At 71.4% G+C, this 14,202-nt stretch carries 13 protein-coding genes; 7 read left to right on the top strand and 6 right to left on the bottom strand.

Annotation, left to right across the window (positions count from 1 at the left end):
* Positions 1 to 2: 2 nt before the first annotated feature.
* Complete coding sequence (locus tag AB0N03_RS15475; RefSeq protein ID WP_364371050.1) at positions 3 to 1,454, bottom strand: aromatic amino acid ammonia-lyase; 1,452 nt, start codon at positions 1,452 to 1,454, stop codon at positions 3 to 5.
* Between the two features lie 78 nt (positions 1,455 to 1,532).
* Here AB0N03_RS15475 and AB0N03_RS15470 point away from each other — a divergent pair, with 78 nt between their 5' ends.
* Both AB0N03_RS15470 and AB0N03_RS15465 read left to right on the top strand, forming a co-directional pair.
* Entirely contained in the window at positions 1,533 to 2,357 is an 825-nt protein-coding gene (locus AB0N03_RS15470) for a MurR/RpiR family transcriptional regulator (protein WP_364371048.1), read from the top strand.
* On the top strand, positions 2,323 to 3,657 hold the full coding sequence (locus tag AB0N03_RS15465; protein WP_364371045.1) for an MFS transporter: 1,335 nt from the start codon (positions 2,323 to 2,325) through the stop codon (positions 3,655 to 3,657). Before AB0N03_RS15470 ends, AB0N03_RS15465 begins: the two co-directional genes overlap by 35 nt.
* Before the next feature lie 55 nt (positions 3,658 to 3,712).
* Here the strand turns inward: AB0N03_RS15465 and AB0N03_RS15460 are convergent, their stop codons facing one another.
* Complete coding sequence (locus AB0N03_RS15460) at positions 3,713 to 4,930, bottom strand: oxygenase MpaB family protein (protein ID WP_364371042.1); 1,218 nt, start codon at positions 4,928 to 4,930, stop codon at positions 3,713 to 3,715.
* Positions 4,931 to 5,059: 129 nt separating this feature from the next.
* On the opposite strand from AB0N03_RS15460, the gene AB0N03_RS15455 reads away from it, so the two are divergent.
* On the top strand, positions 5,060 to 5,731 hold the full coding sequence (locus AB0N03_RS15455) for a TetR family transcriptional regulator (RefSeq protein WP_364371039.1): 672 nt from the start codon (positions 5,060 to 5,062) through the stop codon (positions 5,729 to 5,731).
* Here AB0N03_RS15455 and AB0N03_RS15450 read toward each other — a convergent pair.
* The 3 genes from AB0N03_RS15450 to AB0N03_RS15440 are packed head-to-tail and all read right to left on the bottom strand — an operon-like array spanning position 5,704 to position 9,707.
* Complete coding sequence (locus AB0N03_RS15450) at positions 5,704 to 6,189, bottom strand: (2Fe-2S)-binding protein (protein WP_364371036.1); 486 nt, start codon at positions 6,187 to 6,189, stop codon at positions 5,704 to 5,706. The genes AB0N03_RS15455 and AB0N03_RS15450 overlap by 28 nt on opposite strands.
* A gap of 11 nt (positions 6,190 to 6,200) precedes the next feature.
* Positions 6,201 to 8,471 carry a molybdopterin cofactor-binding domain-containing protein gene (locus AB0N03_RS15445; protein ID WP_364371033.1) on the bottom strand — a complete coding sequence of 757 codons (2,271 nt, stop codon included), beginning with the start codon at positions 8,469 to 8,471 and terminating at the stop codon, positions 6,201 to 6,203.
* A gap of 15 nt (positions 8,472 to 8,486) precedes the next feature.
* Positions 8,487 to 9,707, bottom strand: coding sequence for an oxygenase MpaB family protein (locus tag AB0N03_RS15440; RefSeq protein ID WP_364371030.1), 1,221 nt, complete (start codon positions 9,705 to 9,707; stop codon positions 8,487 to 8,489).
* An 83-nt stretch (positions 9,708 to 9,790) separates the two neighbouring features.
* Between AB0N03_RS15440 and AB0N03_RS15435 the strand changes: the two genes are divergently transcribed.
* Positions 9,791 to 10,897, top strand: a complete 1,107-nt coding sequence (locus tag AB0N03_RS15435) for an acyl-CoA dehydrogenase family protein (protein ID WP_364371028.1) — start codon at positions 9,791 to 9,793, stop codon at positions 10,895 to 10,897.
* A 54-nt stretch (positions 10,898 to 10,951) separates the two neighbouring features.
* Here AB0N03_RS15435 and AB0N03_RS15430 read toward each other — a convergent pair whose 3' ends face one another.
* On the bottom strand, positions 10,952 to 11,407 hold the full coding sequence (locus tag AB0N03_RS15430; protein WP_364371025.1) for a MarR family transcriptional regulator: 456 nt from the start codon (positions 11,405 to 11,407) through the stop codon (positions 10,952 to 10,954).
* 76 nt (positions 11,408 to 11,483) lie between these two features.
* Here AB0N03_RS15430 and AB0N03_RS15425 point away from each other — a divergent pair, with 76 nt between their 5' ends.
* The 3 genes from AB0N03_RS15425 to AB0N03_RS15415 all read left to right on the top strand — a co-directional run.
* Positions 11,484 to 12,521: an LLM class flavin-dependent oxidoreductase gene (locus AB0N03_RS15425; RefSeq protein WP_364371022.1), complete on the top strand. Its 1,038-nt coding sequence runs from the start codon at positions 11,484 to 11,486 to the stop codon at positions 12,519 to 12,521.
* Positions 12,514 to 13,551 (top strand): LLM class flavin-dependent oxidoreductase, encoded by a 1,038-nt coding sequence (locus AB0N03_RS15420; RefSeq protein WP_364371019.1) that lies wholly within the window; start codon positions 12,514 to 12,516, stop codon positions 13,549 to 13,551. Before AB0N03_RS15425 ends, AB0N03_RS15420 begins: the two co-directional genes overlap by 8 nt.
* Positions 13,548 to 14,202, top strand: a 655-nt coding sequence (locus AB0N03_RS15415) for an NAD(P)-binding domain-containing protein (protein ID WP_364371017.1), incomplete at its 3' end; no start/stop codon positions are given. The genes AB0N03_RS15420 and AB0N03_RS15415, both read left to right, overlap by 4 nt.

Here is a 14,202-nt window from a genome sequence, read left to right as displayed (position 1 = left end):
TCTCAGAGGACCGCGAGCCGGTCGAGGAGCCGCTCGGCCTGCTTGATCTCCGCGCTGAGCGGGTGGTCTTCCGGGATGTGCGGGAGGCCGCCGTCGGCGAGGCGGAACGCTTCCCGCAGCGGCGTGTCCGGGAGCAGTCCGCCGGACAGCCGCAGCGCCCGCACCGCGCCGAGCAGCTCGCACGCCAGCACCGTGCGGTAGGCGGCGGTGGCGGCGACCGTGCTGCGGACGGCGTGCGTGGAGAAGCTCGCGTGGTCCTCCAGCCCGCGGGAGATCACGGCCGTGCCGAGGGTGACCGGCGAGGCCGCGTGCCGCAGCGTGCCCAGCGCGTCGTGGGCGACGTACTCCAGGATCATGATCCCCGAGCTGCCCGCCGGCCCCTCGGCGAGGAACGGCGGGAGCCCGCTCAGGTCCGGCTCCACGAGGTCGCCGAGGCGCGCCGTGGACAGCTCCGCGACGTGGTGCAGCGCCGCCCGCAGCTGGTCGAAGGCCAGCGCGACGTGGGCGGTCGAAAACTGGCCGTGGTGGTAGGCCTGCTCGGTCTCGACGTCGATCAGCGGGTTCTCCGCGGCGGCGTTGATGTCGATCGCCAGCACCCGTTCGACGGCGGCCGCGGCGTCCAGCGCCGGCCCTTGCACCTGCGGGAACGCGCGCAGCCCGAACGGGTCCTGCAGCCGGCGCCCCTCGGGCAGGTCGCCGGCCGCGGTCAGCAGGCGCCGCATCTCGGCGGCGCACCGGACGGCGCCCGGGTGCGGCCGCGCGGCGTGAACGCGCTCGGAGTACGCCTCGGCCGAGCCGCCGAGCGCGCAGAACGTCAGCGCCGTGACGACGTGGCTCGCGGCGAGCAGCCGGCTCAGGTCGTGCCACGCGAGCACCGCCTCGCCGAGGGTGGCGGCGTTGCTGGAGATGAACGCGAGCGCGTCGCCCGGGCTGATCGCCACCGGGTCGAGGTCACCCGCCGCCCACGGCAGCTCCCCCGCCAGCGTCAGGGCGATCTCCGCGAGCTGGGCGAGGTCGCCGGTGCCGATCGCGCCCCGCGAGTGGACGTGCGGGAGCGCGCCGACGCGCAACGCCGTCTGCAGCACTTCCAGCAGCCGCGGGTGCACGCCGCTGCCGCCGGCGGCGAGCTGGTTGAGGCGGATGGCCATCACCGCGCGCACGGCGTCGTCGGGCAGCGGCTCGCCGGTCCCGCCCGCGTGGCTGCGCAGCAGGCGCAGGCCGTGGTGGTCGGCCGACTCCGGGTCGACGACGGTGTGCCGGTTCGCGCCGACCCCGGTCGTGCGGCCGTACACCGCGCGCTTGGCGCCCAGCTCGACGGCCAGCTGATAGCTCGACTCCGCCCTCTGCACGGCGTCGGCGCCGAGCTCCGTCGACGCGCTGCGCCGGGCCACGCGCACCACGTCGGCGCAGCGGAGGCCGGTTCCGCTGATCTCGATGCGGTTGGTGTCGGTCATCGCCACCTCTCTTGACAAGTTTTCATTCATTCCTAAGGTGACATGAAACTACTGATTCACACAAGGACGGAGACCCGGGTGTCCCGGTCGCTGCACGAGCTGCTCACCGCCCACCGGCTGACCCCGGCGCAGCGGCGCATCGCCAGCTACCTCGCCGACCACGCGGCCGAGGCCGTGGCGCTCACCAGCGCCGAGCTCGCCGAGTACGCGCAGGTCAGCCAACCTTCCGTCACCCGGTTCGTCGCTTTGCTCGGGTTCGACGGCTACGCCGGGTTCCGCCGCTACCTGCGCGAGGCCGCGGCCGAGCCCGAGCCGGAGTGCGGCGGCAACAAGTTCCAGGACGCCATCGACGCGGACCTGCGCACCCTGGGCGCGTTGCGGGCGCAGCTGACCGACGACACCCGGCTGCGCACAATCGCGGCGGAGCTCATGGAGTCCGTCCCGCTGGTCGTGACGGGCTACCGCGTCTCCGCCGCGCAAGCCGCGTCCTTCGCCTATCTGGCCACGAAGATCCACCCGGACGTCCGGCTGCTGACCGACTCCGGCAGCGTCTTCGGCGACTCCCTGCGCCACGCCCACCGGTGCGGCGCGCGGACGCTGGTCCTGGTCGCGCTCCCCCGCTACCCGCGGGAAAGCGCCGCCGCGCTCGAGCAGGCCCGCGCGCTCGGCCTGCGCACCCTGCTGATCACGGACCGGCCCGTCACGGCGCTCACCCCGCTCGCCGACGACGTGCTGAGCGCGGGCGTCGCGTCGGAGTTCGTGTTCGACTCCCACGCCGCGGTCGTCTCGCTGACCGTGGCGCTGGTCGAGGCGATGGCCGACGCGGCCGGCGCCACGGCCCGGCAACGACTGGAAGGCTTCGAAGACTATGCCGCAGAGCAAGACCTCTTCCTCCCCGAGTGAAGGGGTCACCGCGTTCGACGACGTCCCGCTCAACCGGTTCCACCTCCGCATCACGGCGCTGACGTTCTGCGCCAACTACTCCGACGGCTACGAGCTGGGCATCATCAGCATCGCCCTGCCGGTGATCGCTTCGTCGCTCGGCTTCGGCGCGGTCTGGGAGGGCTTGCTCGGCGCGTCGGCGCTGATCGGGATCTTCCTCGGCAGCGTGCTGGTCGGCTGGGCGGCGGACAAGGTCGGCCGCCAGCGACTGTACACTTTGGACTTCCTGCTGATCGCCGTCGCGTCGGCCGCGGAGTTCTTCGTCCAGGATCCGGTGCAGCTGTTCGTCCTGCGGCTCTTGATCGGCATCGGGATCGGCGCCGACTACGCACTCGGGCCGACGCTCGTCGCGGAGTTCGTCCCCCGCAAGTACCGCGGCGGGCTCCTGGCGTCCCTGACGGTGCTGTGGACCGTGGGCTACGTCGCGGCGTTCTTCCTCGGCAACTACCTGGTTTCCCTGGGCGGCGACTCGTGGCGCTGGCTGCTGGCGACGAGCTGCGTCCCCGCGATCGCCGTGGTGCTGCTGCGCATCGGTGTCCCGGAGTCCCCGCGCTGGCTGCTCACGCAGGGCCGCCTCGACCAAGCCCGCGCGGTGGTGCGCCGGCTGCGCGGCGACGAAGCCGCGTTCGAGCAGCTGGTGGCCACCCACCGCCCGGAGCGGCGGGCGCGCTACCGCGAGCTGTTCGGCAAGCAGTACCGGCGCGCCACGGCGTTCGGCGCGATCTTCTACAACGCGCAGGTCATCCCGTACTTCGCGATCTACACGTTCCTGCCGCTGGTGCTGCTCAAGATCGGCATCGGCGAGGAGGACACGACCAGCGACGGCGTGCTGAACCTGTTCCTGCTGCTGGGCAGCTTCGGCGGCCTGTGGCTGGTGGCGAAGATGACCCGCCGCGGCCTGACGATCTGGTCGTTCGTGGTGCTGATCGTGACGATGGCCCCGATGGCGCTCTGGCCGGACGCCCCGACGGCCCTGCTGTTCCCGCTGTTCCTGGTCTTCACGTTCACCATGTCGGCGGCGGTCAACCTCGACCAGGTGTACCCGCCGGAGCTGTTCCCGACGGACCTGCGCAGTTCGGGCGTAGGGCTGCTCAACGGGTTGAGCCGCGTGGGCTCGGCGATCGGCACGTTCCTGCTGCCGCTCGCCCTCGACGGAATCGGCTTCTCCCCGACGATGCTGATCCTGACGCTGGTCCTCGTGGTGGGGCTCGTGGTGTCGGTGAAGTGGGCCCCGGAGACGAAGAACGCCATGCTGGACTGACGCGTCGTGAGTGCTCAGCCGGGTTCTGACCCGGCTGAACACTCACGACACGCGGTCAGGACGGGCGGTTCGCGTCGGGGATCTCGATGCTGATCGGCTTCCCCTCCGACAGGAACAGCAGCGCCGCCTGGCGGAGGAACTCGTCGAACGTCCAGTACGCCGCCGGGGCCAGCGGGAACGGCAGAAGCCCCTCGCGGACCGCGATGAACGGGCCCCACGCCACGTCCAGCAGTGGGTCCCAAACCGGCTCGCGGGGGATGCGCAGCCCGTCCGCGATCCGGTCACCCAGCATGAACCGCGTGAACGCGCCGAGGACGTGCGTGCTCAGCACGCCACCGTCCACCGTGGACCCGAGGTTGAGCAGGATGTCGGCCAGGGCGAGGCCCTCGTCGGTCGGGGCCAGCACCGGGGTCAGGATCTGCTCGGCCTGGGAATTCGCCTCGGGCCACGACGCCGGGATGTACTCGTCCATGATGCCGAGCAGGTGCGCGGTCAGCTGCCAGGAGTGCAGGAACCCGTCGGACTCCGCCCGCGGGATCGGAACCTCCCACGACGTCAGCTTGCCCATCACGGTCGTCGGCAGGCTGTGCCACGTGACGAGCATGTCCCGCTGGCTGATCGGCACCGTCTGGTCCGCGGTGCCCGTCCACTGCGGCGACTGCGGCAGGAGGTGGCGCACCGCGGCGTGCACCAGCCGGGTCTTCACGCACGTCACGATCATCTCGCCGTCGGCCGCGAAGGCATTGCGCGTCATGACGTCGTAGCCGAGCTTGGCGGTCTTGGAGATGCGGTCCTTCATGGCCGCGCCGCCCTTGGAGTAGTACACCGCGCGCGCCTCGTGCGGGATGACCGTGCTCATCATCCCGCTGGCCAGGCCGTACAGCACGCCGAGGTAGAGCCCGCGCTTTTCGGTGAACGCGAACGACTTGGCGAGCTTGCCCTGGTCCGTCCAGGACGGCAGCTGCCGCGCCCGCTCGACGAAGTCCCGCACGTCCGCGGGCAGGCCGCCGGGCAGCGCCTGGCCGTTCTTCTTCCACGTCCGCAGCAGCGCGTTCACCGTCGGCACGTCGCCGCGGTCGATGACCGACGCGAGCAGGACGTCGGCCTCCGGGTCCCACACCCAGCGGGGATCCGCGCCCGCGCCGGTCCGGGCGACCGACGCCGCCGCCGGCCACGTCCACAACGCCGGCGACGCCACGGTCACCGCGCCCAGCACACCCAGCGCCCCGCCGCGCTTCAACGCGAGCCGCCGGTTGACTTCGTCCTTGGCCATCGCTTCTCCTCCGGAGCCGAAATCGACAGTGATGCTCGAGCGTTCAGGTACATTGATACGCGACTTGTCTCTCTGTATCAGAGCATGTCGTGCTCCCGGTCACAAGACCTAGGGTGGAAGGATCAGGAGGTGGCTGTGGAATCCGTGGGGTCGCCGTTCACCGCCGCGCCGGGCGCGGAGTCGTTGCTGGAGCGCGCGTACATCGACGCCGTCGAGCAGGTCGGCGACGCCGACGAGATCCGCGTGCGCGTGCTCGACGCGGCCTACGAGCAGTTCTGCCGGATGGGCATCCAGCGGTCCACGATGGAAGACGTCGCCAAGCGGGCCGGGCTGTCGCGCATCACGGTCTACCGGCGGTTCGCGACGAAGGACACGCTCGTCGAGCACGTCGTGCGCCGCGAGTACCGCCGCTACTTCGACCGGTTCCTCGTCGAGATCAAGCAGGCCGAGACGGTCGCCGACCGGGTCGTGCTCGGCTTCGTGAGCTCACTGCGCGCCATCCGCGGCAACCCGCTGATCGGCGGGCTGATCGCCGCGGAACCGGGCCTGCTCGCGTCGTCGATGATCACCGACGACGGGCGCACGCTGGCCACCGTGCGGGAGTTCGTGGCCGGCCAGCTCCGGCAGGAGCAGCACGCCGGGAACGTGCCGGCCGGCCTGGACGCCGACGTCGTGGCCGAGCTGATGGTCCGGCTCTCCGCCTCCTTCCTCGCCATCCCCAGCCACGTCATCGACCTCGACGACGAGGAGCAGCCGGCCGCACTCGCGCGCCGCTACCTCGTCCCCATGCTCGAGGCCTGAGCGACCGCCCGGATCGCCGCCCGGATCCGCGGATAGGTCCCGCAACGGCAGATGTTGCGCAGGCCGTCCAGGTCGGCGTCGGTGAGTTCGCGGTTCTCGGCGGCCACCCGCCGGACCAGCGCGACCGCGGCCATGATCTGGCCCGGCTGGCAGTAACCGCATTGGGCGACGTCGTGGTCGAGCCACGCTTGCTGCATCGGGTGCAGGTCCTCCCCCGTCGCGAGGCCTTCGATCGTGGTGACCTCGTCGTCCGGCCCGACGTCGGAGACGGGGATCGCGCACGGGTTCACCGCCTTCCCGTTGAGGTGGCTGGTGCACGCCTTGCAGACGTTGATGCCGCAGCCGTACTTCGGCCCGGTGAGGCCGAGGACGTCGCGCAGCACCCACAGCAGGCGCACGTCGCCGGGGACGTCGACGGTCACCTGCTCGCCGTTGACGCGGAAGGTGTATGCGGGCATCGGCGGGCTCCTCAGAAGGCGTGGCGCAGACCGTCGGTCGGCGACGCGGGCACCGGCGGGACGGTCGGCTTGGGCTCGAAAGACAGCGTCGAGTGGTTGATCGGAAAGGTCGTCGGCATGGTCCCGGTGGCGCGGCCGTACGCGCACGCGACCGCCGCCACCGAAGCGGCGACCCCGAGCTCCCCGGCCCCACCAGGCCGGTCCGAAGTGCTCGGCATGACGATGACCCGGACGTCCGGCGGCGTGTTCCACTGCCGCGTGTAGAAGTAGTTGTCCCAGCTGGCTTCCAGGAAGTGGCCGTCCTTCAGGTGCAGGCTCGAGGTCAGGGCCAGCGCGATGCCGTCCATGATCCCGCCCGTCATCTGGGCCTCCAGGCCGAGCGGGTTCACGGCGAGCCCGACATCGACCGCGAACACGGCCTTGGTGACCCGTGGCCCGGCGACGCCGTCACGGATCGGCCGGTTCACCGTCCCGGGCCGGCAGTCGATCTCCACCAGCGCGGCGCTGACGGAGTGGTACTCCGCGTGGAAGGCGATGCCTTGGGCGGTACCGGACGGCATCGGCCGTCCCCAGGAACCGGCGCCGGCGACCGCGTCCAGCACCGCCCGCGAACGGTCGTCGGGCAGGACACCGCGCCGGAAGCGGTGAGGATCCTTGCCCCGTTCGACGCAGAACCGGTCGACCATGAGTTCGCGGGCGCAGGCGACGTCCGGTGAATAGACGTTGCGCATGCTGCCGGTGTTGAAGCCTTTTCCGGTCTCGGCGAGCAGCTGGGTGGTGACGCCGAAGCGGTACGGCAGCGCCTGGCTGAGCTGGAAGAACGTCTCGGAGAACCCGATGTCCCCCACCGGAAGCTGCGCCGCGAGCGCGGTGACGACCTCGCCGAACCCGTGGCCGAGGTCGGTGGACACGCTGGTGTGGCGCTGGTCGTAGCCGAGGACGGTGTCGCCCGCGTACGAGATGCGCACCCGCGACGTCGCCATCGGGTGCGTGCGGCCCTGGCGCGCGTCGTCGGCGCGGTGCCACATGAGCTTGACCGGCTTGCCGACCTTCTGCGACACCTCGGCGGCTTCGAGTGCGGCGTCGAAGAACAGCTTGCGGCCGAACGAACCGCCACCCTCCACGACGTGCACGGTGACGGCGTCGACGGGCAGGCCGAGCTTCGCCGCGATCGTCTGCCGGGCGACGATCGGCGACTTGAGCGACGCCCGGATCTCCGCCCGTCCGGGCCGCACGTCGGCCACCGCGCAGTTCGGCTCCAGCGCGCTGTTGCCGCGGAAGTGGAACGTGAACCGGCTTTCCAGCGTGGGCACCGGCGGCGGAAGCCCGATCGGCAGTTCGGCCGCCGCCAGCTCCCGCAGCACGGTGTCGTCGGACTTCCCTTCCACCGTCCCGGGTCTCCACGTGACGCGCAGGGCCCGCACGGCGTCGATGCACTGCCCGAACGTCGCCGCCCGCACCGCGACGCCGGTGGAGATCACGACGACGTCGGTGACGCCCGGCAGAGCCCGGACCTCGGCGAGGTTGGCCACCGAGCCGACGGTGCCGTTGATCGTCGGCGCGCGGCACACCATCGCCGGCAGCGCGCCGTCGACGCCGAGGTCCATCGCGAATTTCTTGGCCCCGGTCACCGCCGCCCGCGCGTCGACGCGGCCGTGCGACGTGCCGATCACGGTGAACTTCTCGCGCGGGGTAAGGGAAACCGGCACTCGCAGCGTGCGCGTGCTCGCGGCCTTCACCGCGAGAGCACCGATCCCGACGCGGTCACCGGACGGCGTGGTGACCACCCCGCCGGCAAGCGTCAGCCCGGCGACCGGCACGCCGAACTCGGCGGACGCGGCCCGCAGCAGCCGGTCCCGGGCCAGCGCCGCGGCGACCCGGATCGGGGTGTACGTGGCGATGGTCGTGTTGGACGCGCCGGTGAGCTGGTTGAACACCAGGTCCGGCCGCGCGTCGGCCAGCGTCACGCGGACCGCCTCCACCGGCACGATCAGCTCTTCGGCGATCAGCATCGCCGTCGACGTCGTGATGCCCTGGCCGACTTCGGCGCGAGGCAGCGCGAACGACACCGTGCCGTCCCGGCCGACCTCGACGGTGACCAGGCCCGACGTCGGGGCCGCGGCGAGGGTCAGGACGTCGTTGAGGTCGAAGAGGCCGGTGATCTGCGGGGACGGCGCCGCCGCTTCGGTCGTCTCCGCGAGGCCGAGCTCCGCGGCGGCCACCAAAGTGGGCGCCGCGAGGACGAAACCGAGGAACCGCCGTCGCCCGAAAGGATCACCCATCTCGTCGCCACCCGCTCAGCTCGGCCGGTTGATCTGGGGGATGTCGATCGTCGTGCCCTGGCCCTTGGTGAGGTAGAAGAGGATGTACTGCCGGACCGCTTCGTCGAGGACCCACGCCCCTTCGGGAACCAGCGGCAGCGGGAGCAGCCCCTCCCGGAACGCCACCAGCGCCGGCCAGGCCAGGGCGACCGCCGGACCCCAGAGCGGTTCGCGGGGGATGCCGTCCCAGTCGGCCACCTGATCCCCGACCAGGTAGCGCGCCAGCGCGTTGCACAGCGGACGGCTGATGCTCGCGGGGCTCGTCTGCTCGGCGAGCTGGCCGAGCAGGATGTCGGTGAGCTCGACGCCCTCCCCCGTCGGCGCCATGGCCGGCGGCAGTACCTGGTCGGACTGCGCGTTCGCCGCGTCCCAGGTGGCGGGGACGTACTCGTCGCGGACGCCGAGCAGGTGCGCGGTCACCTGCCACACGTGCAGGTAGGCCGCGGAGTCGGCGGGCTTGATCGGCACCTTCCACTCGCGCATCTTGCGCATCGCGAAGGTCGGCAGCGTGTGCCAGGTGACCAGGATGTCGTTCTGGCTGATCGGCACGTCGCCGGTCCAGTCCGGCGACTGCGGCAGCAGGTGCCGCACGGCCGCGTGGACGAGCCGGGTCTTCACCGCCTGGACCGCGCAGGTCCCGCCGGGCCGGTAGGCGTCGAGGGAGCCGACGGCGAAACCGAGCATGCTCGTCTTCGCGACGCGGTCCTCCATGTCCGCCCCGCCCTTGGAGTAATAGACCGAACGGGCCTCCTTGACGATGGCGGTGCTCAGCATGCCGCCGCCCACACCGTTGAGCAGGTTGAGGTACAGCCCGCGCGTTTTGGTGAACTGCGCCGCCGCCTCCAGCTTCCCCGGGTCGGCCCAGGACGGCAGCTGCCGCGCCTGTTCCATGAACGCGCGCAGGTCCGCCGGCAGCCCGTCCGGGAGCGGCTGGTCGTTGCGCTTCCAGCCGCGCAACAGCCGGTTGACCTCCGGCACGTCCCCGCGGTCGAGCAGGGAGGCCACCAGCGGGTCGGCCTCTTCGTCCCAGACCCAACGGGGATCGGCGCCGGGCCCGGACCCGGCGACCGAGCCGCTCGGCGACCACGTCCAGTTCATCAGGGTTCGCGCGTGCGCCGGGGTGGCGACGCTCAGCGCGCCGAGGGCCCCCAGCGTGCCGCCCGAGATCAACATCTTGCGCCTGCTGAGCTTCGCCACGAACTCCTCCTTGAGTTCCGAGCACGGAGATATAAAGATACATATCACGTAGCCTTGTATCTCTACAACCGCCGGGAGCACTCGTGAGCCTGACCACCGAGCAACGCGACTTCGTCGCCGCCGTCGACGACTTCTGCCGCCGGGAGGTGGGCGACCGGACCACTCCGCACGACGACGCGCTGTACCGGAAGATGGCCGACCTCGGCTGGCTCGGCCTCGCCGTCCCGCAGGAGTACGGCGGGGCCGGCCAGGGGATGCTGGACCTGGTGCTGTTCCTGGAGACGACGGCCTACCACCAGGCACCCATCGGCGGATTCGGCACGTCGGTGATCACCGCGGCGTCGTACGAGAAGTTCGCTTCGGAGGAGCGCAAGCGCGAAGTGCTCGGCGACTTCCTTCGCGGCGACGTGCTCGCGGTCTCGATGTCCGAGCCCGGTGCGGGTTCCGACGTCGGCGCCCTCACGTGCAAGGCGGTCCGCCAGGACGGCGGCTGGGTGATCGACGGGCAGAAGACGTGGTGCTCCAACGCGCACCTCGCCCGGCACATCCTGCTGGTCGCGCGCACGTCCGCCGACGGCGGCAAGCACGACGGCCTGACGATGTTCTCGGTGCCGACCGGCGTCGACGGCCTGGCCGTGCACGGCATCGACACGATGGGCGGGCGCGAGGTGAACGATCTCTACTTCACCGGCTGCACACTGCCCGCGGACGCGGTGATCGGTGACGTCGGCCAGGGCTGGCGGCAGCTGATGGCGGGGCTGAACCTCGAGCGGATGATCCTGGCGGCCCTGATGCTCGGGACCGCGCGCCGCGCGTTCGACGACACGGTGGCCTACGTGCGCGAGAGGCGGCAGTTCGGCCGTCCGGTGGGGTCGTTCCAGGCCCTGCGGCACCGGATCGCCGACCACGCGACCGAGCTGGCGTGCACCCGCCTGCTGGTGCACGACGTCGCCCGGAAGATCGATGCGTCAGCCGGGAAACCGTTGCCGCGCGAAGCATCCATGGCGAAGCTCAAGGCGACGGAGTTCGCGAAGGCCATGGCCCTCGACGGCATGCAGATGATGGGCGGCTACGGGTATGCGACCGAGTACGGCATGGAACGCCTCCTGCGGTCGACGGTGGTGTCCACCGTGTACGGCGGCACAAGCGAGATCCAGCGCGACATCATCGGGAAGACGTACGGCCTCTAGCGCGCCGGTCGTGATCGGGAAACCGGGTGAGAACACGGTTCTCACCCACGACCCCTAGCCGAGCTTGACCCGGAGCGCCGCCGCGATCTCGCCGGCCGCGGCGAGCTGCTCCGGGGTCAGCGCGTCGACGAACAGCTCGCGGACCGCCGTCAGGTGCGGGACCGTCGCATTCCGGAAAGCCGCCGAACCCTCCGGCGTCAGCACCACCTCGGCACCCCGGTTGTCGGTCGCGCATTCCTCGCGCCGGAGCAGGCCACGCTTCTCCATCCGGCCGAGGTGGTGGGACAGGCGGCTGCGCTCCCACCCGACGTCGTCGGCCAGCTGGGACGACCGCAGCCGCCGGCCCTCGGCCTCGCTGAGGGCCAGCAGCACCGCGTAGTCCCCCGGCGAGAGCCCGCACTCCGCCTGCAGCCGTGCGCCGAGCTCGACGCGCAGGGCTTCGGCCGTCTCGATGAACCCGCGCCAGACGCGCAGCTCCTCCGTGGTCGGCAGCACTCGCCGTCGTGTCATCCGGGTCACCTCGCCGTCTAGTTGACACGTCAATCATATCGAGAGGATGATTGACGTGTCAATCAAAGGAGCGGCGATGATCGAGCTGGGATCGAACTCGTTCGGCGAGGTCGCCACCGACGGCGACCGTGCGCTGAGCGACGCGGAGACCGTCCGGCTGCTCGTCGAGGAGGCACGGCTGGCCGAGTCGGCGGGCTTGGACGTCTTCAGCGTCGGCGAGCACTACCGCGAGGGGCACAACGACAGCGCGACGCCCGTGCTGCTGGCGGCCATCGCCACGGCCACCGAGCGCATCAAGCTCGGCACGTCCGTGACCGTCCTGAGCACGAACGACCCGGTTCGGCTCTACCAGGAGTTCTCCACCCTGGACGCCGTCTCGGACGGCCGCGCGCAGCTGGTCCTCGGCCGGGCGTCCGCGACGGAGTCGTTCCCGCTGTTCGGCTACGAGCTCGCCGACTACGAGCGGCTCTTCGAAGAGAAGCTCGAACTCTTCATGCGGCTGCAGCGCGAGGAAAGCGTCACCTGGTCCGGCGAGGTGCGGACACCGTTGACGAACCAGACGCTGCATCCCCGGATGCGCCCGGGCGGGATCCCCACCTGGATCGGGGTGGGCGGCAGCCCGGACTCCGTGGTGCGGGCGGCGCAGTACGGCCTGCCGCTCATGCTGGCGATCATCGGCGGCCGCCCGCAGCGGTTCGCCGGCCACGTCGAGCTGTACCACCGCGCGCTGAAGCAGTTCGGGCAGCCGGCGCACCCCGTCGGCCAGCACTCCCTTGGCCTGGTCGCCGACACCGACGAAGAAGCCGTCGAGACGTGGTGGCAGTACTGGCAGCCGGTCGTGGCGCGGATCTCCGCCGAACGCGGCTTCTACCCACCGGACCGGGACCGGTATCTGTCCGAAGTGGACACCGGTGCCCTGTTCGTGGGCTCGCCGGACACCGTCGCCCGCAAGATCGCGACCGTGGCGCGGGACCTGCGCCTGAGCCGCTTCGACCTCAAGTACGACATCATGCACCTGCCGCGGGCCGCGCGCGCCCGGACGATCGAGCTGCTCGGCCGCGAGGTCGCGCCGCGGGTGCGCGAGCTGCTCGCGAAGGAGCCGTCCCATGTCTGACGTCCGGTTCGGCCTCGACACGTTCGGCGACGTCCCCGAGGACGACGCCGGCCACCCGCTCTCCCACGCCGCCGCCATCCGGCAGGTGGTCGACGAAGCCGTCCTCGCCGACGAGATCGGCGTCGACGTGATCGCGCTCGGCGAGCACCACCGCCCCGAGTACTCGATCTCCACCCCCGAGACCGTGCTGGCCGGCATCGCCACCCGGACGTCGCGGATCCGGCTGTCCTCCGGTGTCACGGTGCTGAGCTCGGACGACCCGGTCCGCGTGTTCCAGCGCTTCGCGACGGTCGACGCCCTTTCCGGCGGACGCGCCGAGGTCATCCTCGGGCGGGGCTCGTTCACCGAGTCGTTCCCGCTGTTCGGCTACGACCTGAGCGACTACGACGCGCTGTTCGAGGAGAAGCTCGACCTGTTCGTGCGACTGCTCGACGAGAAACCGGTGACCTGGACCGGGAAGCTCCGGCCGTCGCTGGCGGACGCCGACGTCTACCCCAAGACCGACTCCGGCCGGCTGCCGACGTGGGTCGGCGTCGGCGGCTCGCCCCAGTCGGTCATCCGGACCGCCCACCACGGCCTCCCGCTCATGCTGGCGATCATCGGCGGGCCGCCGGGGCGGTTCGCGCCCTACCTCGACCTGTACCGCCGGGCCGCCGCGCAGTTCGGCACCACCGCGCACCCGGTCGGCATGCACTCCCCCGGGTTCGTCGCCGACACCGACGAGCAGGCGCGCGAGGTGTTCTGGCCGCGCTACCGCGTGCTCCGCGACCGGATCGGCGCGCTGCGGGGCTGGGCGCCGATCCGGCGCGAAGAGTACGACCACGAGATCGAGCACGGCTCGCTGTACATCGGTTCCCCCGAGACCGTCGCCCGCAAGATCGCCGGCGCGGTCGCGGAGCTGGGCGTCGGCCGGTTCGACCTCATCTACTCCAGCGGTTCGCAGCCGGCGAGCGCCCGCCTGCGCGCCGTCGAGCTGTACGGCACCCAGGTGATCCCGATGGTGCGCGACATCCTTTCGGAGGAGAAATGATCATCGGGATCCTCGGCGCGGGCAAGGTGGGCACTGTCCTCGCCCGGCTCGCGCTCGCCGCCGGGCACGACGTGCTCGTCGCGGGCTCGGGCGCGCCGGAGAAGATCGCGCTCACCGTGGACGTCCTCACGCCCGGCGCGATCGCGACGACCGCGCAGGAGGCGGCGGTCAAGGCGGACGTCGTGCTCCTGGCGCTGCCGCTGGGCAAGTACCGCACCATCCCGGCCGGGGCACTGGCCGGCAAGCTCGTCATCGACGCGATGAACTACTGGTGGGAGGTCGACGGCGTCCGCGACGACCTGCTCGTGTCGACGAGCTCGACCGTCCAGTCCTTTTTGGACGCCTCGCACGTCGTGAAGGCGTTCAACCACATGGGCTACCACGACCTCGAAGACGAGGCCCGCCCCGCGGGGACGCCGGGCCGCAAGGCGATCGCGATCGCCGGCGACGACCCTGCCGACGTGGCCCGCGTGGCGGACCTGGTCGACGCGTTCGGCTTCGACCCGCTGCTCGCCGGCCCGCTGGCCGAGGGCGTCCGGCTCGAGCCCGGCGCCGAAGCGTTCGGCGCGAACCTCAGCGCCGGCGAGCTGCGCGCCGTGCTCGACCGGTTCCCCGAGTCGGAGCGCGGGCGCCTGGTGGCCGGCTCGGCCT

Source organism: Amycolatopsis sp. NPDC051061 (assembly GCF_040682935.1).
Classification (GTDB): domain Bacteria; phylum Actinomycetota; class Actinomycetes; order Mycobacteriales; family Pseudonocardiaceae; genus Amycolatopsis.
The sequence above is the reverse complement of the archived record's forward strand: the minus strand, read 5'-3'. Positions and strand labels throughout refer to the sequence as shown.